Annotated in this window: 34 protein-coding genes and 1 riboswitch; of the genes, 12 read left to right on the forward strand and 22 right to left on the reverse strand. The window is 63.5% G+C overall.

The window, feature by feature from the left end; translation table 11 throughout:
- Position 1 precedes the first annotated feature (1 nt).
- The gene (locus tag MJ8_RS12220; RefSeq protein ID WP_201414598.1) at positions 2-742 is read right to left on the reverse strand and encodes a CbtA family protein; all 741 of its coding nucleotides are present in this window, start codon (positions 740-742) and stop codon (positions 2-4) included.
- Between the two features lie 196 nt (positions 743-938).
- Positions 939-1,148 carry a CbtB domain-containing protein gene (locus MJ8_RS12225; RefSeq protein ID WP_128260795.1) on the reverse strand — a complete coding sequence of 70 codons (210 nt, stop codon included), beginning with the start codon at positions 1,146-1,148 and terminating at the stop codon, positions 939-941.
- Positions 1,149-1,292, reverse strand: a riboswitch (adenosylcobalamin (AdoCbl) riboswitch). It lies immediately after the preceding gene.
- 85 nt (positions 1,293-1,377) lie between these two features.
- On the opposite strand from MJ8_RS12225, the gene MJ8_RS12230 reads away from it, so the two are divergent.
- Together MJ8_RS12230 and MJ8_RS12235 are read left to right on the forward strand one after the other, a co-directional pair.
- A complete protein-coding gene (locus tag MJ8_RS12230; protein WP_201414599.1) occupies positions 1,378-1,953 on the forward strand; it encodes a histidine phosphatase family protein in 576 nt (191 codons plus the stop codon).
- Positions 1,954-2,098: 145 nt separating this feature from the next.
- Positions 2,099-2,371, forward strand: coding sequence for a PilZ domain-containing protein (locus MJ8_RS12235; RefSeq protein ID WP_201414600.1), 273 nt, complete (start codon positions 2,099-2,101; stop codon positions 2,369-2,371).
- 237 nt (positions 2,372-2,608) lie between these two features.
- On the opposite strand, the gene MJ8_RS12240 is transcribed toward MJ8_RS12235, so the two are convergent.
- Complete coding sequence (locus MJ8_RS12240; RefSeq protein WP_201414601.1) at positions 2,609-3,130, reverse strand: DUF6428 family protein; 522 nt, start codon at positions 3,128-3,130, stop codon at positions 2,609-2,611.
- Between the two features lie 42 nt (positions 3,131-3,172).
- On the opposite strand from MJ8_RS12240, the gene MJ8_RS12245 reads away from it, so the two are divergent.
- Genes MJ8_RS12245 through arsC form a run of 3 tightly spaced genes read left to right on the forward strand, consistent with a single transcriptional unit; the run spans position 3,173 to position 4,651 of the window.
- Positions 3,173-3,523: an ArsR/SmtB family transcription factor gene (locus MJ8_RS12245; protein WP_201414602.1), complete on the forward strand. Its 351-nt coding sequence runs from the start codon at positions 3,173-3,175 to the stop codon at positions 3,521-3,523.
- Between the two features lie 34 nt (positions 3,524-3,557).
- Positions 3,558-4,256 (forward strand): aquaporin, encoded by a 699-nt coding sequence (locus MJ8_RS12250; protein ID WP_201414603.1) that lies wholly within the window; start codon positions 3,558-3,560, stop codon positions 4,254-4,256.
- The gene (gene arsC / locus MJ8_RS12255; RefSeq protein ID WP_201414604.1) at positions 4,253-4,651 is read left to right on the forward strand and encodes an arsenate reductase (glutaredoxin); all 399 of its coding nucleotides are present in this window, start codon (positions 4,253-4,255) and stop codon (positions 4,649-4,651) included. Before MJ8_RS12250 ends, arsC begins: the two co-directional genes overlap by 4 nt.
- A 7-nt stretch (positions 4,652-4,658) precedes the next feature.
- Here arsC and MJ8_RS12260 read toward each other — a convergent pair whose 3' ends face one another.
- Positions 4,659-5,177: a GNAT family N-acetyltransferase gene (locus MJ8_RS12260; protein ID WP_201414605.1), complete on the reverse strand. Its 519-nt coding sequence runs from the start codon at positions 5,175-5,177 to the stop codon at positions 4,659-4,661.
- Between the two features lie 46 nt (positions 5,178-5,223).
- On the opposite strand from MJ8_RS12260, the gene MJ8_RS12265 reads away from it, so the two are divergent.
- Both MJ8_RS12265 and MJ8_RS12270 read left to right on the forward strand, forming a co-directional pair.
- Complete coding sequence (locus MJ8_RS12265) at positions 5,224-6,417, forward strand: MFS transporter (protein ID WP_225248230.1); 1,194 nt, start codon at positions 5,224-5,226, stop codon at positions 6,415-6,417.
- Between the two features lie 166 nt (positions 6,418-6,583).
- Positions 6,584-6,805 (forward strand): hypothetical protein, encoded by a 222-nt coding sequence (locus tag MJ8_RS12270; RefSeq protein WP_073987382.1) that lies wholly within the window; start codon positions 6,584-6,586, stop codon positions 6,803-6,805.
- 185 nt (positions 6,806-6,990) lie between these two features.
- On the opposite strand, the gene MJ8_RS12275 is transcribed toward MJ8_RS12270, so the two are convergent.
- The gene (locus MJ8_RS12275) at positions 6,991-7,716 is read right to left on the reverse strand and encodes an outer membrane protein (protein ID WP_201414607.1); all 726 of its coding nucleotides are present in this window, start codon (positions 7,714-7,716) and stop codon (positions 6,991-6,993) included.
- 400 nt (positions 7,717-8,116) lie between these two features.
- Between MJ8_RS12275 and MJ8_RS12280 the strand changes: the two genes are divergently transcribed.
- The gene (locus MJ8_RS12280) at positions 8,117-9,082 is read left to right on the forward strand and encodes an AraC family transcriptional regulator (protein ID WP_201414608.1); all 966 of its coding nucleotides are present in this window, start codon (positions 8,117-8,119) and stop codon (positions 9,080-9,082) included.
- Positions 9,083-9,130: 48 nt separating this feature from the next.
- Here the strand turns inward: MJ8_RS12280 and MJ8_RS12285 are convergent, their stop codons facing one another.
- The 15 genes from MJ8_RS12285 to MJ8_RS12355 form a co-directional block, all read right to left on the reverse strand.
- Entirely contained in the window at positions 9,131-10,078 is a 948-nt protein-coding gene (locus tag MJ8_RS12285) for a S1/P1 nuclease (RefSeq protein WP_201414609.1), read from the reverse strand.
- 197 nt (positions 10,079-10,275) lie between these two features.
- Complete coding sequence (locus MJ8_RS12290; protein WP_201414610.1) at positions 10,276-10,560, reverse strand: PRC-barrel domain containing protein; 285 nt, start codon at positions 10,558-10,560, stop codon at positions 10,276-10,278.
- 82 nt (positions 10,561-10,642) lie between these two features.
- Positions 10,643-11,056, reverse strand: coding sequence for an MAPEG family protein (locus tag MJ8_RS12295; RefSeq protein WP_201414611.1), 414 nt, complete (start codon positions 11,054-11,056; stop codon positions 10,643-10,645).
- Between the two features lie 68 nt (positions 11,057-11,124).
- Complete coding sequence (locus tag MJ8_RS12300; protein ID WP_201414612.1) at positions 11,125-11,610, reverse strand: SRPBCC family protein; 486 nt, start codon at positions 11,608-11,610, stop codon at positions 11,125-11,127.
- On the reverse strand, positions 11,607-11,924 hold the full coding sequence (locus tag MJ8_RS12305) for an ArsR/SmtB family transcription factor (RefSeq protein WP_201414613.1): 318 nt from the start codon (positions 11,922-11,924) through the stop codon (positions 11,607-11,609). The genes MJ8_RS12300 and MJ8_RS12305 overlap by 4 nt, the downstream gene beginning before the upstream one ends.
- Before the next feature lie 136 nt (positions 11,925-12,060).
- Positions 12,061-12,384, reverse strand: a complete 324-nt coding sequence (locus tag MJ8_RS12310; protein ID WP_201414614.1) for a DUF2934 domain-containing protein — start codon at positions 12,382-12,384, stop codon at positions 12,061-12,063.
- Between the two features lie 116 nt (positions 12,385-12,500).
- Complete coding sequence (locus tag MJ8_RS12315) at positions 12,501-13,610, reverse strand: mandelate racemase/muconate lactonizing enzyme family protein (protein WP_201414615.1); 1,110 nt, start codon at positions 13,608-13,610, stop codon at positions 12,501-12,503.
- Between the two features lie 55 nt (positions 13,611-13,665).
- The gene (locus tag MJ8_RS12320) at positions 13,666-16,104 is read right to left on the reverse strand and encodes a GcvT family protein (RefSeq protein ID WP_201414616.1); all 2,439 of its coding nucleotides are present in this window, start codon (positions 16,102-16,104) and stop codon (positions 13,666-13,668) included.
- A 144-nt stretch (positions 16,105-16,248) separates the two neighbouring features.
- Positions 16,249-17,247: a L,D-transpeptidase family protein gene (locus MJ8_RS12325; RefSeq protein WP_201414617.1), complete on the reverse strand. Its 999-nt coding sequence runs from the start codon at positions 17,245-17,247 to the stop codon at positions 16,249-16,251.
- A gap of 163 nt (positions 17,248-17,410) precedes the next feature.
- Positions 17,411-17,695, reverse strand: coding sequence for a DUF982 domain-containing protein (locus tag MJ8_RS12330; protein ID WP_201414618.1), 285 nt, complete (start codon positions 17,693-17,695; stop codon positions 17,411-17,413).
- Between the two features lie 23 nt (positions 17,696-17,718).
- Positions 17,719-18,021 carry a DUF982 domain-containing protein gene (locus tag MJ8_RS12335; RefSeq protein ID WP_201414619.1) on the reverse strand — a complete coding sequence of 101 codons (303 nt, stop codon included), beginning with the start codon at positions 18,019-18,021 and terminating at the stop codon, positions 17,719-17,721.
- A gap of 188 nt (positions 18,022-18,209) precedes the next feature.
- Complete coding sequence (locus MJ8_RS12340) at positions 18,210-18,518, reverse strand: hypothetical protein (RefSeq protein WP_225248231.1); 309 nt, start codon at positions 18,516-18,518, stop codon at positions 18,210-18,212.
- Between the two features lie 57 nt (positions 18,519-18,575).
- Positions 18,576-18,776: a hypothetical protein gene (locus tag MJ8_RS12345; RefSeq protein WP_201414620.1), complete on the reverse strand. Its 201-nt coding sequence runs from the start codon at positions 18,774-18,776 to the stop codon at positions 18,576-18,578.
- 85 nt (positions 18,777-18,861) lie between these two features.
- The gene (locus MJ8_RS12350) at positions 18,862-19,065 is read right to left on the reverse strand and encodes a hypothetical protein (protein WP_201414621.1); all 204 of its coding nucleotides are present in this window, start codon (positions 19,063-19,065) and stop codon (positions 18,862-18,864) included.
- A 170-nt stretch (positions 19,066-19,235) separates the two neighbouring features.
- Positions 19,236-20,576: a phospholipase D-like domain-containing protein gene (locus MJ8_RS12355; RefSeq protein ID WP_201414622.1), complete on the reverse strand. Its 1,341-nt coding sequence runs from the start codon at positions 20,574-20,576 to the stop codon at positions 19,236-19,238.
- 191 nt (positions 20,577-20,767) lie between these two features.
- Between MJ8_RS12355 and MJ8_RS12360 the strand changes: the two genes are divergently transcribed.
- Positions 20,768-21,121, forward strand: a complete 354-nt coding sequence (locus MJ8_RS12360) for a DUF768 domain-containing protein (protein WP_201414623.1) — start codon at positions 20,768-20,770, stop codon at positions 21,119-21,121.
- The gene (locus tag MJ8_RS12365) at positions 21,102-21,386 is read left to right on the forward strand and encodes a DUF6894 family protein (RefSeq protein ID WP_201414624.1); all 285 of its coding nucleotides are present in this window, start codon (positions 21,102-21,104) and stop codon (positions 21,384-21,386) included. The genes MJ8_RS12360 and MJ8_RS12365 overlap by 20 nt, the downstream gene beginning before the upstream one ends.
- Positions 21,387-21,434: 48 nt before the next feature.
- Here MJ8_RS12365 and MJ8_RS12370 read toward each other — a convergent pair whose 3' ends face one another.
- Both MJ8_RS12370 and MJ8_RS12375 read right to left on the reverse strand, forming a co-directional pair.
- Complete coding sequence (locus tag MJ8_RS12370) at positions 21,435-21,635, reverse strand: hypothetical protein (RefSeq protein WP_201415647.1); 201 nt, start codon at positions 21,633-21,635, stop codon at positions 21,435-21,437.
- A 66-nt stretch (positions 21,636-21,701) separates the two neighbouring features.
- Entirely contained in the window at positions 21,702-22,589 is an 888-nt protein-coding gene (locus MJ8_RS12375; RefSeq protein ID WP_201414625.1) for a transcriptional regulator GcvA, read from the reverse strand.
- A gap of 128 nt (positions 22,590-22,717) precedes the next feature.
- On the opposite strand from MJ8_RS12375, the gene MJ8_RS12380 reads away from it, so the two are divergent.
- The gene (locus MJ8_RS12380; protein ID WP_201414626.1) at positions 22,718-23,179 is read left to right on the forward strand and encodes a VOC family protein; all 462 of its coding nucleotides are present in this window, start codon (positions 22,718-22,720) and stop codon (positions 23,177-23,179) included.
- 34 nt (positions 23,180-23,213) lie between these two features.
- Entirely contained in the window at positions 23,214-23,945 is a 732-nt protein-coding gene (locus tag MJ8_RS12385; protein WP_201414627.1) for an SDR family oxidoreductase, read from the forward strand.
- Positions 23,946-24,067: the final 122 nt, after the last annotated feature.

A 24,067-nucleotide genomic window follows, 5' to 3' on the forward strand; every position in this document is an offset into this window, starting at 1 on the left:
TTCAGGCGTAGCGGCGGGCAGGCCCGCGCTGGTCGCGCAACGCGACCACGCGCTCGGCAGCCGCGCCGAAGCCGAGCCCGACGACGGTCCACAGCACCAACTGGATGCCGAGCGATGCGACCCGGAACTGCCAAAGCACCGTCGCCGAGAAGTTCTCCGGCACCTCGTTGATGTCGGGCAGGGCCGCCTTCACCAGCGCGAAGACGACGAGGAAGGCGAGCCCAGCCACGATCGAGGCATTCCAGGCGCCGAGCCTGTTCCAAAGCCGCTGCGCCAGCCCGACCGCCGCCACCATCGCCGCGATTGAGACCACGATCATGATGAAGAACAATTCGGTGCGGTAGGCGATCGTTTCGGCATTGCCGACCGCCGGCGGGTTGGCCGGATATTTGAGGCTCGGAACCACGACTACGGACAGGAATCCGAGCAGCGCGATGAGCGCCGAGGTGCCGCGCGGGCCGAGCGAGCCCAGCCGGCCATAGGCATAGGCAAAGACCAGCGAGAACAGCCCGCCGAGAGCGGCGCCATAGACCAGCACGCCGGTCGCTAGGCCAATGCCGGCCTGCGTGGCGCGGCTGACCATTTCGGGCTCCGGCGCCTCGCCGGCCGCCTGGGCCTGCTGTTCCTCGAAGGCGATTGCCTTGTCGACCTGCGGCTCGCCATAGACGCGGGCGAAGGCGAATGCCAGAATCCCCGCGACCAGCCCGACAAGCATGCCGCGCAGCAACAGTTTTCCGACCATGCCAGAGTCCCTTCGAGCAATCCCGGGAGAAATTCGAAGCGTTTCTCCGCCCGGAATTGCGTTAGACCAAAACTCAGAACGGCATCAGCGATGCCGAACTGCTCGAGAGCAATTCCAGGAAAAGTGTGCAACGGTTTTCCGTCCGGAATTGCGTCAGACCAAAACCTAGGACGGTTCAGCCTTCGCTGAACCGCTCCTAGTGGCAGGGGAAGCCGAGCAGGTGGCGGCCGTCATGCACGAACTCGTGCACCGCCGTGCCCCTAATCAGCGACGTCGCGCCTTCTTCCGCGCCGACGAAATAGATCATCAGCATCAGCATCAGGCCGGCGAAGATTGCCCAGGGCAGAAGCTCGCGAACGGGAATCGCAACCGGGCCGTAGGTCGGGGCGAAGGTGGTGTCGGACATTTTGACCTCCTGTGGGATGCTGCGTCCCGTTGATCCAACGATGCTGCGAGATAAGGCCTGACTTTCGGCTGGTGCCGATCACAGTGGCGCGACCGTGCCGGACTCGCACCGGCTTCCAATCCCGTATAGCGCTAAAACACTTGTCAGCACTTCGTTCGCCTGTCAACGACATGTAATGGCCAACGCGGCTTCGCGCGGCCGAAATTTCACTGGACCACGGAGTTTTGGGATGTTCGCCCGCCTGACGATGATCGCAAGCGGCGCGACGCAGGCCACGCGCAAGGGGCGCTTTCCGAGTGACGAGGCGCCGGAGCCGTGGGCACTCGATCACGCAAGCGTGCTCGCTTCGTCGCTGCGCCGGGCCGACCGTGTCTGGACCAGTCCGGCGCTTGCCGCGCGCAGAACGGCCGAGGCGCTCGGCCTGGACGCGACGGTCGAGCCGCTGCTTGGCGAGCAGGATTTCGGGCGGTGGGCCGGCAAAGGCTTCAAGGAGGTGCAGGCCGAGGACCCGAAAGGCATGGCGGCCTGGCTTGCCGATCCGGACGCCGCACCCCACGGCGGCGAGTCGCTTGCCGCGGTGGCCCGACGCGGCGTCGCGCTGATGGAGCGCTTGGCCGCCGAGAGCGGCCACACCATCGCGCTCACCCATGCCGTGCCGATCCGCGCCGCGATCGTGCATGTGCTGGGCGCGCCTCTCTCCGCGATCTGGAAGATCGACATCGAACCGCTGTCGCTCACCGAATTGCGCAGCGACGGCCGCCGCTGGGCGCTGCATGCGAGCGGGGTCGCCGCCCGCGCGAAATAGCGCTGGAAAAGCGCTCGTCGGCCGACGAGCGGCCGCCGGCGAAGACGAACCCTGCCGTTTCAGCAATCGCTAACGGAACGGAAACGCCTCGCTGCTATGGTGCTGCCTCGTGGCGAGGAGAGCCTTGCCTTAGGAGCCGCCGGATATGGCCAATTATCCCGAGACCGAACGCCGTCTTCATGCGCGCGAATTCGTGCTCAAGGAAGCCGCGATCATTGCCGGTGGCGTCAGGATCGGCTGCTCGGTCAGGAATCAGCACGAGCAGGGCGCGGAGTTGCGCGTCGCCGCCGATACGGAGCTCCCGGAACGCTTCCTGCTCGAGGTTCCGGCCGACGATACGACCTATCGAGCCTTGGTGCGGTGGCGTCGAAACGATCGCGTCGGCGTGGCGCTCTACAGCAACGCGCCGAGGAACTGACTACCCGGACGTCTCACCAATTCGTCACTTCACCTGGCCGCACGTGCAACCGGCATGCATGGAACGCAACCGCCGCGAGCCCGTTCATTGCTGCCGATCAACTGGGATTCGCGTATGAGCAGGACAGCCGTTTGGGTGGCGCTGATCGCCATCGTTCTCGTAGGCCTCTATTTGTTGGAGGCCAACGGCATGATCCGGTTCTAGAAGCAGCGGCGCCGCTCGTCGCCATTCGCAAGGTCAGCAGCAGCGGCTCTCTCCGCAACACGGCTTTCCCGCGGCCGCCTGTTCCTTCAGCCAGCGGTCGCGCGGCTTGCAGCTTGCCGGTCGTGGCGAAAGCTCGACCTCGATGGCGCCGCCAACGACGCTTGGCTGGGCCGCGCGGTGCAGTTCCATCGGGCGGACGCCGTCGCTGACCTCGAAGGTCAGTTTCGCCGACTGGTCGAGGGCTACGTGATCCGAGACCTTGCGGATGATCGCCGCGAACTTGCCGGCCGGCATATGGATAGGCCCGCCTTCGTCCACGTCCCATAGCTGGATGAAAATCTCCGACCAGGATTCCGGATTGGCCTCGCAATCCAGCGCCGAGAACTGCCCCGCCTTCACCTCGGTGACATGATAGCCTGGTTTAACCGGCCGTCCGTCATAGCGGAACACCAGCGGCCGGTCCTTATGATCGGCCAGCGCGCCCAGCAGGTCGCCGATGGTCAGGTCGGCGGGGTCGATCGGGACAGCGTTTTTGTGATTGTCAGAAGACAGCATGTCGGCTATTCCTCATTTCAACATTTCAAGGATTATTGAAACGTGGATGAACGTCAAGCCCTGATCGCCTTTGGCGCGCTGTCGCAGGAAACCCGCTTGCGCCTGTTGCGCTTGCTGGTTGTTGCTGGACCGGAAGGCATAGCCGCCGGCGCGCTCGCCGAGCAGGTCGAGGTCTCGCCCTCCAATGTCAGCTTCCACCTCAAGGAACTCGAACGGTCCGGTCTCGTCACCGCGCGGCGCGACGCTCGCTCGATCGTCTACAGCGCCGAATACGACGCGCTGTCGGGGCTGATCCGCTTCCTGATGGAGGATTGCTGCTCGGGCCGCCCGGAAATCTGCGCGCCGGCGCTTGCCGCACCTTGCTGCAGGCCGGGCGAGGGGAGCCAGCAATGATTGTTTTGCTCCTTGCCCGGCCAAGGGCCAACCGATGAACGGTTTCGATCCAGCGCGCCGCTTCGCCGCCGAAGCCCTGGGCACCGCCCTGTTGGTGGCGACGGTCGTCGGTTCCGGCATCATGGCCGAGACGCTGACGCATGACACCGCGCTGGCGCTGCTTGCCAACACGCTCGCGACCGGCGCCATGCTGGTGGTGTTGATCACCGTCCTCGGGCCGATCTCGGGCGCGCATTTCAATCCCGCGGTCTCGCTGGTGTTCTGCCTCAACCGGTCGCTGCCGGCCCGCGATCTCCCTGCCTATCTGGTCGCGCAGTTTGCCGGCGGCATTGCAGGCACCATCGGCGCGCATCTCATGTTCGCCCGGCCGGTTCTGGAGATTGCGACGAAACCGCGGACCGGGCCGGCACAGTGGTTCTCCGAAGGCGTCGCGGCATTCGGCCTTGTCGCCGTCATTCTCGCCGGCCTGCGCTTCGAGCGGCGGGCCGTGCCGTGGCTGGTCGGGCTCTATATCACGGCGGCCTATTGGTTCACCGTGTCCACGTCCTTCGCCAATCCCGCCGTTGCCGTGGCGCGCTCGCTCACCAACAGCTTCTCCGGCATCAGGCCGGTCGATTTGCCAGGCTTCATCGCCGCCGAACTGCTCGGCGCGCTGATCGCCTTGGCGCTGATGGGCTGGCTGCTCAAGTCCGAAACCGTTCAGCAATCCCACCCACTGAAAGCAGAACCATGACGGTCACGATCTACCACAATCCCGCTTGCGGCACCTCGCGCAACACGCTCGCCATGATCCGCGCCAGCGGCGAGGAACCGGTGGTGATCGAATATCTGAAGACGCCGCCTAGCCGCGAACGGCTGCGCGAACTGATCGCCGCGATGGGGATCTCTGCGCGCGATTTGTTGCGGGAGAAAGGGACCCCTTACGCCGAGCTCGGTCTCGCCGATCCGAAATGGAGCGATGACGAACTGATCGATTTCATGCTCGCCCATCCGATCCTGATCAACCGGCCGATCGTCGAGACGCCGAAAGGCACCAGGCTATGCCGTCCATCGGAAGCGGTGCTGCCGCTGCTCGACAATCCGGTGCGCGAATTCATCAAGGAAGACGGCGAGAAAGTTGCTTACTAGTTGGCCTTTAGGGCGCCAGATGCTTCATGAAGTAGATGGACGCCCTCGGCTTGCCGAACGGGTCGACAAAATGATGCGGCACGACGCCGACCTCCCGCCAGTTCATCCGCCGATAGAGCCGCTCGCTCGCTCCGCCCTCGGCTGTGTCGAGAAGCAGCAAGGAGCGCTTCCTCTTCGTTGCTTCGTCTTCGACTGATGCCATGAGCGCGGAGCCGATGCCTTGCCGCTGGAAGTCTCGATGAACGAGCAGCATGTAGACCTCCGCCCGGTGCAGCGCATTCGGTTCCGGCGACAGATAGAGCTGGACGGTGCCGACGAGGTTATCCTCGAGATAAGCGCAGATCAGGAGGCGTTCCCCGGCCGCCAGCGAGGGGAAGATGCCTTGCCAATAGGACCGGGCTTGTTCGGCATCGAACGGCAGGACGAAGCCGACGAGCGCCCCATCCTCTATGCTCTGTATCAAGAGCCCGGCGAGGGTGTCGAGTTGCGCGTTTGCTCCGGCCTCGTCGATTACCGCGATACGCATTTGCTTCCCCTTCGAGGCTCGATTGATAATGGGCTTTGAGCAATCCGTGAAGGCCGAAGCGCCCGCGCCTGTCCAGCGCGACCGTCATGTTCTCGTCGCGGCTCTCGGCATCACGCAAATCCTTGCCTGGGGATCGTCCTATTATCTGCCCGCCGTGCTTGCCGCGCCGATTGCCGAGGATACCGGCTGGTCGCTCGCCTCGGTCGTTGCCGGGCTGTCCTGCGGGCTGCTGCTTGCCGGGCTGGTCTCACCCGTCACCGGACGGCTGATCCAACGCCACGGCGGCCGCCCGGTACTCGCCGCGAGTTCGCTTCTGCTGGCTGCCTCGCAATCGCTGCTGGCGGTTGCAACCGCCTATCCCCTTTACCTGATTGCCTGGCTGCTCATGGGCCTTGGCATGTCGAGCGGCCTGTACGATGCCGGCTTCGCCGCGCTTGGGCGGCTCTATGGTCAGGGCGCGCGCGGCGCCATCACCAACCTGACGCTCTTCGGCGGCTTCGCCAGCACGGTCTGCTGGCCGCTCAGCGCCTTCCTCGTCGAGCATGGCGGATGGCGCATCGCCTGTCTTTGCTACGCGGCGATCCATCTGGCGATCTGTCTGCCGCTCCATCTTTGGATGATCCCGCCACCTCCGCCCGTGGCGCCCGCGCCGGTGAAGGACAGGTCGGCAGAGGCGTCGGCCACGGGCGGGACGCGGGCACGCTTCATTCTGCTGGCCTCGATCCTGACATTGGCCGCGATGATCGCATCCATGCTCTCCGTCCACCTGTTGACTTTGTTGCAATTGCGCGGCCTGGGCCTGGCGACCGCCGTCGGCCTTGGCGCATTGGTCGGCCCGTCACAGGTCGGCGCGAGGGTGGCGGAACTGCTGATCGGCCGCAACCGCCACCATCCGATCTGGACGATGCTGACATCCGTATCGTTGCTGGCGGCGGGGATCTGGCTGCTCCTGGCGAGCCAGACGTTCATTGCGCTTGCTTTGATCCTTTACGGCGCTGGCAACGGCATCCACACGATCGCGCGCGGCGCCCTGCCGCTCGTGCTGTTCGACCCGCGGCAATATGCGGCGCTAATGGGCAGGCTCGCGACGCCCAGCCTCATCGTCCAGGCGGCGGCCCCCTCGATCGGAGCGCTGCTCCTGGGCATGGGCGGCGGCAATCTTGTCCTGATCGCTCTCGCGGTTGCCGCCACGGTCAATGTGGGGCTCTGCGCCTGTCTCATCGGGGCAGTGCGCCGATAGCTTCGTCTGACGGCCCTGCAGTTCGGCCGAACTTTACATTTTTGTAAATTGCCCCTGGTGGCCGGTTCACGATACGGCTGGCCGGCGGCTCGGTCGCTCATCCACTTGTTGGGCAACAGCACTCCCGGATGAGCGGGTCGAGCCGCATTCAACTTGGGAGAACGCTATGATTCGCAAGGTTTTGGTTGCAGCTTCGGTTGTTGCGCTTTTCAGCGTGCCGGCATTCGCGGCCACGCAGTATTGGGTGGCAAAGGACGCCACCACCAAGAAATGCTCGGTGGTTTCCACGAAGCCCGACGGCAAGAAACTGACCGACGCCGGGACGAAGGCCTATACGTCCCAGGCCAATGCCGAAAAGGCGCTGAAGATGCTGAAGGACTGCAAGTAAGTTTGCTGTCCAAAATCTGCGCCCGCTTCGGCATGCCGGAGCGGGCTTTTTCTTCGCCGGGACTACCTATCGCTGCGTTTTTTACGAGTCGACGCATGTCGCGCAAAGTGCGCCGAGGTTTGGCTGAGCGACATGCATCGAACACGACTTAAAGCGAGGAGTGTATCTGAACGGTCGCGACGCGCTTAGAAACGGAAGTTCACGAAGGCTTTCAGCGTGTGGAAAGCGACGTCGTCCTTGATCGTCAGTCCCTCGCCATTATCGAGTATCTGCTTCGAGCCAAGGTCCACATAGGCGTACTCGGTGCCAAAGGAGATACGATCGGTGATGGCGTGCTCGAGGCCTGCGCCGATCGTCCAGCCGGTGCGTGTCTGCTCCTCGTTGAACACGGTCGTCCCGCCAACGGTCAGCGTCTGCTCGGTCTTGCCGAAGGCAAGGCCGCCATGGCCGTAGATTAGCGTGCGGTCCCAGGCGTGCCCAAGCCGCGCGCGCACGGTGCCGAGATATTTGAGGTCCACTTCGCCATTGAAGATCTCGGTGCCGTCCACCGAGGCCGTGACCGAAGCGCCGTAGCTGGATGCGGCAATGTCCGCCACGGCACCGATCACCCAGCTGTTGTCGAACTGCCAGTCATAGCCGGCCTGGACGCCGCCGAGGAAGCCGCTCGCGGAAATCTCGAACGCGCCGTTGATCGGCGGCGGGTTTCCGTCGGCAAAGATCTGCCGCGAATTGAGGTTCATGTCGCCCACGGCAAACGAACCGAATCCGCCGAAATAGGGCCCCGTCCAGTTGAAGCGCTCCTCCGCCGGAGGCGTCGGGGCTGCTTCCGGGGCGAGCGCATCGGCCGCGAAAGCGCTGCCGGCGGCAAGAACGATCGCCATGGCGGCCATGGACGTGGGTATGATCTTCATCGGATACGTTCCTCGTTGGATTGCCAGTTCAAAATTGCGTCCATATTCATCCCGCTCATGCATGAGCGGGTCTCCGGGGCCGTCAGCCAATTTGCGAAGACATGTCCGCTCACTGCGGACGTGAAAATCGAGTACCGCCCCTTCAACGCACCGCTAGCAGAGAAAATCCGGGTGCGTGTGGCGAATACGGAAGTCAAAATTGCAATAACGGAACAGTTGTTGTTCCGGAATTTCAGTCTTGCAAATTTGTCACACTTAACTCACTTTGAGAAAGCTGAGAGACCATTTTGGACCGGGCTCGAACTAGGCGGGAATGAGGGTCTCAAGCGCCAGCGGACAGGCAAATGCCAATTGCGGGCATGCGCCGTCCAACTCCGGGCGGTCTTCGACAGGGAGCACGATGCCGAGCGCTGATCGGGTGGCTACATTCTCGGCCAACGACATTCCCGAAGATCATCGGGATGAGTTCATTCGCGATTTCTACGGTCGCATCCAGATGCGGTTGGATATCACGCCGCGCGCCGACACACCTCTCGAATTCTCGGCCCGCACCCTGATCCTGCCTGAGATGAATCTCAGCAAGGGCACCGTCTCTCCCATGGTGTGGGAGCGCAACAGCGCGTTGATGGCCGACGGCAACGACGATATCATCCTGTCCTGGAACAAGGGCGGCTACCGCTTCACCATGCCTGGGCGTGGCGACTTCAGCACCGATCCCGGCACCGCCGCTATCTTCCCGATGGACCGCCGCTACTCGGTCGTCAGCGAGGATTCGCAATGGACGATGGCGCTTCAGTTCAAGCGCTCGCTGCTGGCCCCGCTGGTGAAGAACCTCGACGATGTGCGTCCCGACAGTCTCGGCCGCACGCTGCCGGCCCACCGGCTGCTGTTCGATTACCTCTGGTCGCTGCTGCACATGGAGGAGCCCGAGACGCTCACGCCTCTCGCCTCCCGCCATATCACCGATCTTCTTGCCGTCTCCTTCGGTGGCATGGAGGCCCATACGCATCCCCCCGGTGTCCGCGCGGCCAGGCTCGCGGGCATCAAGCAGCACATCGCCCGCAATCTCACCGATCCCGGGCTCACCGCCGGGCAGGTATCGCGCAAGTTCGGGATCAGCGAGCGCTATGTCCGCCAACTGTTTGCCGGGGAAGGCACAAGCTTTTCCGACTATGTCAACGGCGAGCGGCTCGCCTATGTTCATAGCTGCCTCACCGATCGACGGCAGTTGCTGCGGCGCATCTCCGACATCGCCTTTGAGGTCGGCTTCAATGAGCCATCCACCTTCTATCGGCAGTTCCGGCTGCGCTATGGCATGACGCCGACGGAAGTGCGGGCTTTGACCGAGAAGGCCGTCAATGGCTGAAGTGTATGGCGATCGTTGCCTGTCCGGTGCCGCGCAGCCCGCAGTCGCCTACTTGTCAGCCGCCAGCGTCTCGTTGAGCACGGCGGCTAGATGCAGGCCGCCGAGCGCGAGCTGCTCTACCGCCACCGGCGAGAATTTGTCGAAATAGGCCTGGTCGAGGATCACCGCGTGCGGGTTGTCGGACTTGATCACCGTGCCCTTCGGCAGCGCGCGATAGGCGTCTTCCGCCTTGTCGTGGCATTCGGCCAGCCATTTTTCCGGCGTCTGGTCGGTGGCCGGCATGGCGGGCAGATGCGGGATGACGTCGGTCTCGAGATCGAGCGCCACCTTGCCCCAGTCATAGTATTTGAACAGGATCAGGCTTGAATCCCACACCGCATGAAAGGTGGTGAGGTCGCGATAGGTCGAGCCGTCCGGCTTCGGCCGGTAGACGTTGAAGCTCACCGTCAGCGTGTTGCCGCCCTGGTCGCCCTGACTGCCATCCAGACGCTCGACGCAATGCAGCGGCTGCGACAGGTCGCCGACCAGATGGATGACGAAGGCCAGCGCCCGCCAGCGTTCCTCGTCGCTCCTCGCCGGATCGGCCAGGATCTTCTCCTGCGCCGGCAGCGCCCGCATCAGGCAGACGCCGAAGCTTGCATTGTCCTTGCAGTCGCGCATCGGATCGTAGGCGGTCGTGCTTGCGCTCGCATCGCCGGGTTTGGAGGCGAGCGGAATGTCGATGAAATGCCAATTCGACGTCTCCTTGTGGTCGGCGCGATAGTCGTCGGCCCAACTCGCCACCGAAGCCAGCGAGACGGTGGCCGGCGGCTTGAGCTTCAGATGCGAGCGCAAAAGCTGCTCAATGACGTCATAGGCGTTCTGGCTGAGCCGATGCTGGGCGATCTCGGCGATCACCGCGTGCCCTTCCTGGCCCCAGGCCCGCGCCTGGCCGCACATCGTCCCACCCGTCACCGTTGTCGCCAAGCAAAATGCCGCCGCGGCTTTCCACGTCATCGCCCTGCCTCCTTCGGGTTTTCGATCCGGAAAATACAATGGAGGCTTGTGACAAGGACATGAACAATCTCACGAACGCGAGATTGGCGGATATGTTCGTCAGGCGTGCGAACAGCTTTGGCGCGCCGGCGCAGGAAAGCCCGGGCCGGCGGCTCGTCCAGCCCGGGCTCTTCTTTCATTCACGATGGCGAAGCGCCTCAGTCGCGATGTTCCGGCATGGCCTTCAACTGGTCTTTCGTCCAACTGGTGACGGCATGCACGTCGCCGTCCTCGTCGCGCATGAAATCGAGCTGGCTGGCGGTGACGGCCACCGGCTTGGCGCCGATGCCGAGGAAGCCGCCGACATCGATGACCACCTGGTTGCCGTGCAGGTGGTCGACCGAGCCGATCTTTTCGTCATCCGGGCCGTAGATGGTCGCGCCTTCGAGAATGTCCGGCGTGAGCTCGGCGCTGGTCAGTCTTACGTGGCTGCTATGGTCCATGGCGCATCTCCTGTGGCTATACAGGGGATGAACCGCTGATCGGGCCGAGGGTTCCGCCGAAGCAGCGAAATGCGAGCGCTGCTCAGCGAAGCGTTGCCCATCCCGTCACAACGATGAGGACAAGCGTGACCAGCGCGCCCGAGACATAGAGGATCGTCCTGACGTTGCCGCCCTTGGCGGCCTCTCCGCCGCGCAGGTAGATGACCATGTGGACGAGGCGTATCGTCAGATGAACCCAGACAAGTACGGCGAGCGTCACCGGCCCGACGCCGGCCATCATCGCCAGCACCGCAGGCACGACGAAGGGCGCGAGCGCCTCGACCGAGTTCATGTGGACGCGGTCAATCCGGTAGAGCGGGTTGTCGTCGTCCGCCGGAACGACCGGGCCCGAGAGCTTGCCTGCAAATCCCTTGGATGAACCGGAATAAACCGCCAGCGCCACCGACATGAGACAGAGCGCCAACACGCCGAGGATGCTCAGCCAATAGGTTTCCATGTTCCGCTCTTCCTCATCGTCGCTGTAGCTGTGTCGCCGCGGTCGTCCGCCGAAGCAGGCCGCTGCCGTCACGCAGCCTGGGAAAAAAGCGCCTGGTACCGCTGCAGGTAAAGCGGCCAGCCCTGATCGCTGTCGACGCCGCCGCGCACGCTCTCCCAACCCTGGCCGTGCCGCTCGATATGGCGGTGCTCGATGTCGACACGGGTGCGGTTTTCCGCCTCAGCCGTGAAGCGGACTTCCCACTCGCTGGTCTTGGCAAGGTCAGTTTCGATCTGCCAGCGCGGGCTGATGTCCCAGCTTAAGAGCAGTCGGTTCGGCGGCTCGTAGGCGAGCACACGGGCGAAGCGGCATTCCGAACCATCGACGCCGCGGTCATAGACATGGCCGCCGACTTTGCGTTCGAAGATCGTTTCCGCGATCGGCACGGTGAGCAGGTTATGCTCGCGCGGTTTGAAGCTGCCGAAATCCTCGGTGAACACCTTGAAGGCGCGCGCGATCGGCGCGGCGACGACGACTGAGTGTTTCACGGGCGCGGGCGCCGGCTGCTTGATCATGTTTCTTCCTCCGTCGGTTGCTCGACAATTTGCGCGTAGGCCGCGAGCGCCTTCACCCAGAACTGGTCGATCTCCGCCCGAAACGCCGCGAGGCCATCCGGATCGATGCGATAGATGCGTTCCTTGCCCGAACGCGTGTCGGCCACCAGCCCGGCATCCTTGAGCACCTTCAAGTGCTGCGAGACCGCCGGCCTTGTTACCGGCAAAAGTTTGGCCAGTCCGCTGACCGAGCTGGGCCGGTCGACCAGCAGTTCGAAGATCGTGCGTCGCGTCGGGTCGCCGAGCGCTATCCAGTATTTCGCGTTAGTGGCCACTAACGCGAAAGCTAGATCGAGATGTCGGCCCTGTCAACCCGGAGGGAGGGCGCACGCCAAGCACTGGCGCGGGCGCACGTGCCCTGGGCATGCCCGTGGTTCTCCGTGAAGCTCGGATAGCTTGGTTGCCGGCTCGTCAGCTGCGCCGCTTTGCCTTCAGGCTCCGCGCCGCTTGCTCGATCGCCGCTCGGTCGTTGCCCAGCCGGTCGAGCAGCTCCTGTGCCTCGTCGCCCGAAATGCCGGTGCGCATGGCAAGCGCCTCCACTGTCAGCACATCTGCGCTGTCGATCTCGCGCGTTTCGGGCAGCGCATCGCCAGCCGTCAGCTGCAGCGCCGCCTCGCGGTCGATCTCCATCTCGGCCTGATGCCAGTGCCGTTCGTGATTGCCGAGGATGCCGCCTTCGCGTTGAAAGATCTCATAGGCGCGTTGCCTGATCTTCTCGGTCCGATCATCGTCCATCGCCGTTCCTCCTTGCGTGTCCCAAGAACGCAGGATGAGGCGGAACGATCCGCGTCGTTCGCGAAGTGAACGCCGGCGCAATTCCAGCTCTCGACTGCGCTGGCTGGCACGTCGCGCTACGGCCCGTATATCGCCACCGCCTTACCGAACATGCCGGGCTCGGGCTTCACGCCGAGCCCAGGCCGCTGCGGCACCGGGATGTGGCCTTGCTTGATGGCGATCGGATGCTTCTGGTCGAAATGGCCCTTGATGTATTCCTGGGCGATCCAGGCGCCTTCCATGCGGCGCGGCTCCACCGTTGCGGCCAGATGGACGCAGGCCGCGGCGATGATGTCGCCGCCCCAGGCGTCGTCGCAACTGTGCGGCAGCGAGCGGATGGCGCAGAGGTCGCGTACGGTCGTCATCTTGGTCAGCCCGCCGAGACGCGTCACCTTGAAGCCGAAGCCGTCGGCGATGCCCATGGAGATTGCCCTCAGCACCGCGTTCTGGTCCTCGGTGCTCTCGTCGAGATAGACCGGATGCGTGACGCGGCCTTTCAGCGTCGCGATCTCGTCCATGGTGTTGCAGGGCTGCTCGAACACGAAGGGGATCGCCTGACAGAGCCGGTCGAGGTGGATCGCCGCGGCCACCGTCAGGCCCCGGTTGCCGTCGACCGCCAGCCGAGCCTTGTAGCCGACCGCTTCCCAGACCTTGTGAACGACCGCGACGTCCTCCTCGAGATTGCGCCCGCCGACCTTGACCTGCAGGCGCGGATAGCCGGCCTTCACCTTGTCGGCGGCGATCCGTGCCGTCTCGTCCGGCGGCCCGACGATCAGAGAGTAATAGGCCGGCACGCGGTCGGTCAGCGCGCCGCCCAACAGCGTCGAGACCGGCACGCCGAGCTTTTGGCCGAGCAGGTCGAGGAACGCCATATCGAAGGCGGCCTTGGCATAGCCGTGCCCGCTGAGCCGAGCGTCCATCTGCTTGGCGAGCAGCCTGATCGAGGCGACTTCCGCACCGATCAGCGCCGGCGCGATTTCGGCGATCGCGGCGCGGGCGCCGAGCGCATGATGCGGCTGGTAGACCGGCCCGATCGGGCAAGTCTCGCCCCAGCCGGTGAGACCGTCATCGGTGACGATCTCGACCAGCGTCGAATCCAGCGCATCCACATCCGCGCTGGCCATGCGGTAGACGCCGTTCTTGACCGGCAGCAGCGCCGAATAGACGTTGATCCGGTCGATCCGCATAGGGGCTTCCCTCCGAAGGACAGTTTGGCAACGGGGTCTTTGCAGGCCCCGCCTGTTACATCCGCGCCCTGGCCGAGGTCGGATCGTAAGGCGAATCCGCGATCACCTGCGCCGTCTTCCATTCGCCGAGGATCGCCACGTCGAGCTTGGTGCCGGGCCTGGAAAACCGCTCGGGCAGCAGCGCCAGCGCCACGTCATGTCCCAGCGCATAGCCATAGCCGCCCGACGTGATGCGCCCGACCAGCTTGCCGTCGCTGTAGAGCCCTTCATGGGCTAAGGTGCTGGCGCCGTCAGTGTCGATCCTGAGCGTCACCGAGCGGCGCTGGTCGTTGCGCTCCTTGTATTTCAGCACCGCGTCGCGCCCGACGAAATCGCCCTTGTCGAGGCGGATGAAGCGCTCCAATCCGCTCTCCAGCGCGTTGAGCTCGGGGTTCATGTCGCGATACATAGCGCGATAGGATTTCTCGAGCCTGAGCGATTCCAGCGCATGCAGCCCGACCAGCCGCATGCCGTGCTTCTCGCCCTGCCTCAGGAGCGCCTCGAGCAATTGCCGCTGGTAGGGCAGGGGATGATAGAGCTCCCAACCCAACTCGCCTTCATAATTGACGCGCAGCAGCCGAACGTCGCTGGCGAGAGCCACGTTGCCGATCTTCACGCCGAACCACGGGAAGCTTTCGTTGGAGAGATCGATCTCGGTCAGCGGCTGCAGCACCTCGCGCGCCTTGGGTCCGACCACCGTGAAGCAGCCGCGTTCGTTGGTGACGTTCTTCAGTCTCACGCTGCCGTCGGCGGGAAGCAGTCTGGACAAATCGTCGAAATTCCAGCGCTCGGCGCGCGGCGTCGAGATCAGGTAGAACGAGTCGGCCGCCAACCGCGCCACCATATATTCCGCCTGCACGCCACCGCCCGCGGTTAGGTGATGCGCCAGCGTCACCTTGCCGACCGAAGGCAAGCGGTTGGCGATGATCCTGTCCAGCCAGGCCGCCGCGCCAGGACCTGACACTTCGAACTTGGTCATCGGCGTCATCTCGACCAGGCCGACGGCGTTGCGCACCGCCAGCACTTCCTCGCCGACGAGGTTGCCCTTGGGCGTCCAGCGCCAGCTGTACTGGTCCTTGGCCTCGACGCCGTCGCGCGCGAACCAGTTCGGCATCTCCCAGCCGTTGAGCACGCCCCAGACTGCGCCGAGCTCGGTCAGCCTGTCATAGGAAGGCGCGGTCTTTTGCGGCCGCGCGGCGGGCATGTCCTGCCCGGGATATTTCTGCTCCGCATGCGTGCCCCAGGCCTCGCGCACCTTCTCGCGCGTCCATTCCTTATTGGCGTAATCGCCGAAGCGGCGCGGATCGAGGTCGGAAGTGTCGAGGCTGTTGCCGCCCTCGACGATCCGCTCCGACAGATAATAGCCGATCGTGCCGCCCCACAGGATGCCGCCCGGCACGCCTTCGGCGAGCCAGACATTGGGTAGGCCCCAGGCCGGCCCCATTAGCGGCAGTTCGTCCGCCGTCATCTGGAAGGGACCGCGCACATTGGCCTTGATGCCGACGCGCCCGAGCGCCGGGACGAGCCGCAAGGCCTGTTCCCAGTTCCACGACACCGCCTCGAAATCCTCTTCCAGCAGGTCGGCGCCGAACCAGGAGGGAACGCCGTCCTCGGCGAACAGCTTCAGGTTGGCGGTGCGCTCGTAGGGCCCGAACATCAGCCCGTCGCCTTCCTCACGTAGATAGCCCTCGAAACCCTCGTCGCGCAGGATCGGCATTTCGGGCCGGCCGGCACGTTTGCGCTCCACCACTTCCGGCACCGCTTCGGTGATCCAGTACTGATGCAGGATCGGGATCGCCGGGATGTCGAGGCCGAGCAGCGCGCCAGTCTGTCGCGCGTAATTGCCGGTGGCGCAGATCACATGCTCGCAGATGATGTCGCCCTTGCTGGTCTCGACCAGCCACTCGCCGGAAGCGGTCCGCTTGAAGCCGGTGACCTCGGTGTTGAGATAGACTTTCGCGCCGAGATCGCGCGCGCCCTTGGCCATGGCGTGGGTGACGTCGGCCGGCGCGATATGGCCGTCATCGGGATGGTAGAGCGCGCCGAGCATTTCTTTGTTGTCGAGCAGTGGCCAGAGCTTTCGCGCCTCGTCGGGCGTGAGCAGCTGCGCCCGCATGCCCTGCACCTCGGCGACACTCATATAGCTCTTGAATTCGTCGAGCCGGTCCCGCGAATTGGCGATGCGCAGCTGCCCGCATTTGTGCCAGCCGACCGGCTGCCCGGTCTCGGCCTCGAGACCCTCATAGATCTCGATCGTCTTGTTGATCATCCGCCCGACATTGATGTTGCGGGCGTAGGAGGGGATCAGACCTGCCGCGTGCCAGGTCGAGCCGGCGGTGAGTTGCGTGCGCTCCAGCAGCGCCACGTCGGTCCAGCCGCGCTTGGCCAGGCCGTAAAGAATACCCGCGCCGACGCATCCGCCGCCAACGATCACCACCCGCGCATGTGTCTGCATCAAATCACCGGTTTCGACTGTTCAGAGCAAAAGTGCCGCTGAAAGCTACAGGCGGTGGTTGGCGCTGTAACGTCTTCAAAAATTAGGGGTGATGATAAATTGAGCTTATGCAGCGTTCTTCAAGAAGGCTTAGGTCTGCGGCGCTCATCGGGTTTGCCCCTCCTGCGCGGCTTCGTCCTTGAAGTCGACCTTCGTGCCCGGCTTGACCATGGCTGCCAGGTCCTCGGCGTCCCAGTTGGTCATCCGGATGCAGCCATGCGAGTAGGTGGTGCCGATCTTGCCCGGGTCGGGCGTGCCGTGGATGCCGTAGCTCTCGATGGAGAGGTCGATCCACACCGATCCGACGGGATTGTTGGGCCCCTTGGCGATGGTGAAGGGGCGCTTCGTCTTCACTCCCTTGAAGGCGAATTTCGGATTGTAGTGATAGGTCGGATTGTGCACCACGCGCTTGACCTCGGCGGTGCCGCTCGGCGCCGGCTTCTCCTCGCTGCCGATCGAGGCCGGATAGACCGCAATCGCCTTGCCCGAGGCATCGAGGGCGCGCACCTGGCGCGATGCCTTGTCGACCTCGACGCTGGCAATCTGTGAAGGGGGATCGCCGCGGCCGACATCGGGCACCACCAGGGTCGTGCCGGTCCTGCTGAATCCCGCGCGGAGGTTGAGCATCCTCAGCAATTGTTCGCTGACATGGAACCGCTCCGCCAGCTTCTCCCGCGCGTTGCGGTAGCCGAGGTATTTCAAGCGCGCCATGCTCTCCATGCGAAGCGGAATGCGCCTGGTGAAGGGGCCGCGCACATCCTTGGCCGTGACTTCGTATGTCGTCAGCACTGGGCCGGCGAAGGTTGCCGCGAGCTTATCCCAGGTCTCCCGCGTAAGCTTGCCGTCGGAAGGCAGTCCGTTCGCTGCCTGGAAGGCCGCGACAGCCTTGGTGAAGCTCTGCGAAAAACGGCCATCGATCAGGCCGGGCGAGAAGCGGGCGCGATCCAGAAGCACCTGCGCCTTGAGGACCATGGGACTGACGCCCGCTGGTTCGCCTTCGCTGAATTGCGCCTGATTGACGGCGTCGGGCTCCAGCCTCGCTGCCTGCGCGAAGCCGCATGCCAGTGCCAGCGTCACCGCGAGCGCAACAAGAAGCCTGATCATCGACGTCACTCCGCGACCGCGACAAGGACCTGTCTCTATGACGCGGCAGTCCTGATCTGGTTCCTGTCGATAGCGGACAGAGCGAAGATCGCCGCGAGTGCTTTGCCGGCGGCGATCGCGGCTGAAGACGAAGGAGGCGGCGTTGGCGGCCGCCTCCTGCACATCAGACATGTTTCGGCTGAGCGATTCCCGGAATCGGCGGGATGGCGCCATCTTCGATGAGGATGTCCTTCTTGCGAGCGAAGGCGACGAAAACACCCCTCGCTGTTTCCGCATCCACATCCCCGGCCAGGGCGGCCCTGCAGGCCCGGATCGCAGCCTTCTGCTCGGGGCTGTTGCCGCACCAGTCGATGACGAATTGATAGGCGTCCGCCACGGTGTTCAACTGACGCGGAAATCCCAGTCCTACCCAGACGCGAATCGGCTTTTCAAACGGTTTGGCGAACATCGCGAATCCTCCTCGATCCGCAATCAGACGGTCAGCCCGCCACCTTTGCCGCCTTTGCCCACCATCCAGGGCAAGGTGGTGCTCACGTCTTCCTGGATTCTGGCGGATTTCGCGAAACCGCAAAACGCCTCTCTGGCGGCGGTCAGCGGAAAGCCGCTGTCGAATGCCCGCTGGCAGGCGCGCAGAGCCGTTTCATAGATCGGCCCGCGTCGGTTCCTGGGCCATTCATAGAGAAATTCCAGGGCGTCTTCGAGGCAGGCTATTTCCTGGATGAGGCTGTCTCCGCTCTTGACGAAAACAGGGCTGTCGAACATCCGATCGTTCATAAGATCCTCCAAGTCGAACGAACAATTAGAGTTGAAAAGGGCGGGAATCGCAGCGGGTCCGCGCCATCATGCGATATGGGTTTATGGGTTTAAGTCGTCAAGGACTCGGCGGATGCAGTCATGTCCCATTTCCGGTCCGATGCTGCTCGGTTGATCAACCGGCATCCAAACTGGCGGTGGCGGCCTTCTCACCGACTGGAGTTGAGCTTCTGGATACGCCCCTTGTCCAGCCGGAACACGCCGTCCGTACCGCCTTGCTGCTCGAAGTCGGTTTGAAGCTCGTCCCAAGTGCCGAGATACGCGCCGCACTCGGCGCAGTGGATCGGCGTTGCGGGTTGGGCATCGGCCGGGATGTGCAGACGGATGGTGCCGCAAAAAGGGCATTCCAGTTTGTGATCCAGATACTCGCCAGCCATTTTGCAAAGCATCGCGCAACAAGCACGTCTTCGCAAGCGGCGAATTTCGATGAGCTTTGCTTCAGCAGGCTCGATCTGCAAAGCCGCCAGCGCAAGACGCCGGCGGAGATCCGGCAGGCATGCGTCGCATTCAGCCGGTCACACGCGGCTTGAGGCAGACGTTTGCAGACGCGCCTTTATAATTCGGGCTTCGCGCAGAAGCGACGGACGGTCGCGTCCTACCGCCTTTATCAGCCTTCTGGCTTGAGCATCCGAGATGCCGGTTTTTTGCTTCAGCAGAATGACGAGCTGCCTGTCGTCAATTCGACCATGGGAACTGCCTTCACCAGGTTCAGTCATATCAAAGATCCTCCTTCCAACCGAACTAGAAGGACCATCGAAAGTTTCAACACGGCTTTGCTTGGTTAGCCGCTCCGCGGTGAAATTATCTGCCGAGCGGTCTACGTGATAGCTCCGCCAGCTCCCGCTCGTCGGTGATCCCCGCCATGTAGTTCGCAATGATGCGCAAGGCCCGCCGCTCGCGCTGGTCTTCGGTTTCATTGACACCTGCGCCGAGTTCAAGCACGCGGCCAAGAAAGTTCACCTCGTCTGGCAGAAATGCGCCTTTCGACAATCTCGTGATCGGCATGTCTCCTCCTCCGTGCCCCAGCCCAAAGGATACCCGGCCGGCGGGCATGTTCGTGACACAACGGCCGCCGACCGGGACTGCCAACCCCAACGTTTGGCGCGACCATCCTGCATGTTTGTAGATGATCCGCTCTAACCCAGGTGAATCGGATCAGGAAAACTCTTCGTGCGCTAAAGCTGCGTATGCAGCTTGCTCGCAAGCCAATCAGTAACTTTCTCGGTCAGTGGGCGCGCCTGCCACTCCGCCAGGCTGATCTGCCGCGACCGGTTCAGGTCCTTGTTAAACAAGTCGATTTGCGTATGCGCAAAATCCCTGCCGTAGACATTGAGGCTGGCTTCGTCGTTCAGGCGCAATGAGCGCTCGTCCAGATTGGTGGAGCCGAAGCTCACCCAAACGTCGTCGACGATGAGCAGTTTGGGATGATACATCGTCGGCTGAAACTCGTAGATGCGCACGCCCGCTTCGAGCAGTTGCCCCCAGAAATGGCGCGAGCCTTTTCGGACGATGGGCACGTCGGTCAATGAATTGGGTACGATGACGTCGACGGCCACGCCTCTCTTCCTGGCGTCGAGTATCTGCTGCAGCGCGATTTCGTCCGGCACGAAATAGGCCATGCCGATGCGCAAATGATCCCTGGCCGCTGCGATCGCGGCCAGCATCATCAGCTCCATGTTCTCGGAGCCGTTCGGTTGTGATGAAAGGATCAACTGGGCGCTAAGCGCACCTGCGGGTTCGGGTCGTGGATAGAACTTCTCTCCTTGCAGTGTTTCGCCCGCGGTCTCTAGCCAATTCTCGGCGAAGGCTGCCTGGAACGCGCCCACGGATGGCCCTTCAATCCGATAATGGGTGTCGCGCCACTCGTTCGGATTGCGCGCATCGCCCAGCCAGTTGTCCGCGATGCCGACCCCGCCGGTGAACGCGACCCGACCGTCCACGACGAGCAGTTTGCGGTGGGTCCGATTGTTCACACGGTCAAGCGTATACCAGTAGATCGGCCGGTAGCGCTCGAACCGCACCCCGGCGCCCGTCATGATGTGGATGAGGTTCTCGTCGAAAGGCAAGCTGCCAAGCCAATCGACAAGCACTCGGACCTCGACGCCTTCGCGGGCTTTCGTGGCCAAGGCGGTGGCGAACTGATAACCGACCGAGCCCGACCAATAAATATAGGTCTCCATGTCGACACTGGTTTGGGCCGCGCCGATCGCTTGCAGCATCGCCGGAAAAATCTCATCGCCGTTGACCAGGGTTTGCACAGCGTTCCGCTCGAACATCTGCCCTTGCGAATAGCTGCTCATGCTGCGCACGAATTGCGGGTCGGTCGCATAGAAACGATGCGGAACGATCGTGCGGATGACACGAGGCTCGGGGGTCAGGTTTACCGCGGCCAACGTGACAACCGCGGCGGCGACGGCTACGGCGACATATTTGAGGATGTCGAGCCAATAGCCGGCGTTGCGCCGGGCAGCGAATGTTCTGCTGGCCAGCAGCGCTCTAAAGCCCTGAGCCTTCACGTCTTTCGCCTGCGGTCAGTTTCTCCCAACAGCAAGAATGTTCGACCGTGATTCAGGTTCCCGGCTGGCCTGCGCGGGGCTCCGGCCAGCGCTCGGTAAGCCGATCCCTGGCCCGCCGCCGCCATCTACCGAGCTGGTGCATCCTTTGCGAGCAATCGGCGTTGAACAAGATCATTCAAGGATGGTCTTGCATGGACATCAAGCTGGAACAGGCCGTAGCCGAAGCCTCGCCGGAGGCCGACATGCTCGTGAACAGAACCGCCCATTTCGTGGAAGAGTGGATCGATGAACATAAAGCCGAACCCACGGCGTCGATGCCGACGGAGATAGTCGCCGCCGAATTGGCGGAGCGATGTATCGCTGACGCTGAAAGCCAAGGCATAGAGCCTGATGAGATCAGCGAGGAAGTGGGCGACCTGAAGGAATACATCGCCGAGACCGTGCTGGAAGAGCAACGCGATTACGGCGGCGAAGATCACGGGTCGATTGCGCCTGTGCGGCCCAGCGCTGGAAACGGAGAGCCGAATGCCGAAATTCCGCTTTGAGTTCCTCGAATCCGCGGCGCGGCCGCCGATCCAACTCGAGATGGAAAATCTCGAAACCGCGAAAGCCGAGGCCAAACGGGCTGCCAGGGAAGCCATGCTTGACGGCATTGCAGCGGGATCGGACCCGACATCCTGGGTGACCAAGATCTACGACGAGGCCGGCTATCTGGTGACGACCATCGAATTCCAGGATCTGGTGTCGGAAGCCCGGCGACCCGGTCGGGCGGACGAGGCCGCTGAGCCTGGTGTGATGCGGTCAGGTTAAGACCTGACATCGGGGGCTATCGCGATAGCGTCAGGCCGTCACGTGGGCCTAGTCGTCGCTCTTGTAGGTTTTCGCGGCTTCCTCGATCTTGCGCCAATCGTTGCCGTAGCGCCGCACAAGTTCCCGCGCCTGCGAGGCTGATAGACCCTGCGTCTCGACGACGTGCTTCACTTCCGTATCTTCGCCCTTCAGCGGGCGTGAGCGCGGCCGATTGGCGGGTCTGGCCGTTGCCGTCTTTTGTCTCGCCATGAAAGCACCCTCTGTCGGATCGGTATCAACCGCAGAGCCGAAGGAAGGTTTCCTGGAGCCGACGCGTCAGCCCGGCCCAATCTCGGAAAACAGCCAGTCGCGAAACGCCTTCACCTTGCGCTGGCGGATCGCTTCCGGCGGATAGACCAGATAGAAGCTCGACACCGCCTTCAGCGCGTGATCGAACGGCCGCACCAGCCTGCCGGAGGCGAGATCGGCGGAAACCAGCATGGTGCGGCCGAGCACCACGCCTTCGCCCTGCACGGCGGATTCCACCGCGAAAGTGGCGGAATCGAAGGTGAGGCCGCTATTCGGGTCGACGCCTTCGACGCCGGCGCTGGCGAGCCACGCCGCCCAATCGATGCGATAGCCGTCGCGGATCAGCGTGTGGTGCTTGAGATCCTGCGGGTGCTTGAGCGGATGCGGGCCTTCCAGCAGCTTCGGGCTGCAGACCGGAAACACCTCCTCGCCGGTGAGGAACTCCGCGGTCAGCCCGTGATAGTGGTCGGCGCCGTAGCGGATGGCGACGTCGATGCCGTCGCCGCGGAAATTGGTCAACCTGCCGGTGGTCGAGACGCGCACATCGATGTCGCTATGCGCGCGATGGAAGCGATAGAGCCTCGGCACCAGCCATTTTCCGGCGAAGCCGTCCGACGTGCTGACGTTGAGCGTCGAACCCGACTGGCGCGAGGTCGCGGTTTGCGTCGCCAGCGCGAGTTGGTCCAGCGCCTCGCGCACGGCAATCGCATAAGGCTCGCCGACCGGGGTTAGTCGCACCGAACGCGTCGCGCGCTCGAAGAGCTGCACGCCGAGCTGATCCTCCAGATGTTTTATCGCCCGGCTGATTGCGCCATGCGTGAGGTTGAGCTCATCGGCGGCTCTGGAAAAATTAAGGTGCCGGGCGGCGGCCTCGAAGGCGGGCAAGGCGTTGAGAGGCGGCAGTCGGCGGGCCATGGCGAAGCCATTTGTGAGTTATGGTAACAAATACTTGCCAAACTTTGGTTTGTCCGTCGAGCTTTTTCCAGCCAAAAATCCTCACAGAATTTGTGATCAACACTCACCTAAAAACCTGCGAGGACACTATGGCCACCGTTCATCCCTTCCTCTGGTTCAACCTCGATGCCGAAGCGGCGCGGGATTTCTATCTCTCGGTCTTCAAGAACAGCCGGACGCTCGGAGCGATCGAGTTCACCGACAAGCCGCACGCGATCTTCGACTTCGAGCTCGAAGGCCAGCGTTTTACGGCACTCAACGCCGGCGGCGTGCCGCCCTTCAACGAGCGCATCTCGCTTTACATCGAGACGAAGGACCAGGCAGAGACCGATTATTTCTGGAACGCGCTCACTGCCGGCGGCGGCTCGGAACAGCCCTGCGGCTGGCTCAAGGACAAGTTCGGCGTCTACTGGCAGGTCATCCCGAGCGAGGCCTTGCGCCTGATGAACGACCCGGACCGTGAAAAGGCCGGTCGGGCACGCCAGGCGATGTACTCGATGAGGAAGATCGTCCTCGCCGACCTTCAAGCGGCCCACGGAGGCCGCGCCTGAGCTCAATGTCCCGATTGAAGAACGGAGAAGACCCATGACCACTCTCGCAGGAAAGAAGATCGTCGTCGTCGGCGGCAGCTCCGGCTTAGGTTTCGGCGTTGCGGCCGCGGCGCTCGAAAACGGCGCCGAGCTGGTGATCGCCGGCCGTTCGGCGGACAAGCTGAGGGCCGCAGCGAAGAGGCTCGGCGGGGCAGGGCGCGTGACGGCCATCGCCGCCGATATGGCGAACGAGACCGACGTCTCCCGCCTGTTCGAGCAAGCGGGCTCCTTCGATCACCTGGTGGCGACCGCCGGCACGCCGCCGCCCAATGATCCGATCGGCGAAACCGACATGGATTTCGTGCGCGGCTTCGTCGACGGTAAGCTGATCGGCGCGGTGATGCTGGCCAAGCACGCCCTGCGCACGCTGAACAAGGGCGGCTCGATGATCTTCACCTCCGGCATCAACAAGGACCGCCCGCCTGTGCCTGGCGGCTCGGTGGTTTCGGCGGTCGCCGGTTCCTTCACCTATTTCGCCCGCGCGCTCGCGCTGGAACTCGCGCCGACCCGCGTCAACATCGTCTCGCCCGGCTGGGTCGACACCGAGATGTGGGACGAGATCGTCGGCGAGGCCAAGACAGGTTATTTCAACGAGATGGGCGGCCGCATTCCGGCCGGCAGGATCGCCAGGCCCGCCGACATCGCGCCGGCCTATCTCTATCTCATGCAGAACGAGTTCATGACCGGCGAGACCGTCCATATCGACGGTGGGCAGCGGCTGGTGTGAGCGGGCAGGGTCGGACCTCTGGCTGGGGATCCCGCCTCACTCCTCGCCGTCCACAAGGACCGGGCGTCGCCTTCCAGACCTTCCGGGCAATGGCGTTTCCCGGGGCACGCTAATATACATGA

The sequence above is a fragment of the Mesorhizobium sp. J8 genome, from assembly GCF_016591715.1.
In the GTDB taxonomy this organism is placed as follows: Bacteria; Pseudomonadota; Alphaproteobacteria; order Rhizobiales; family Rhizobiaceae; genus Mesorhizobium.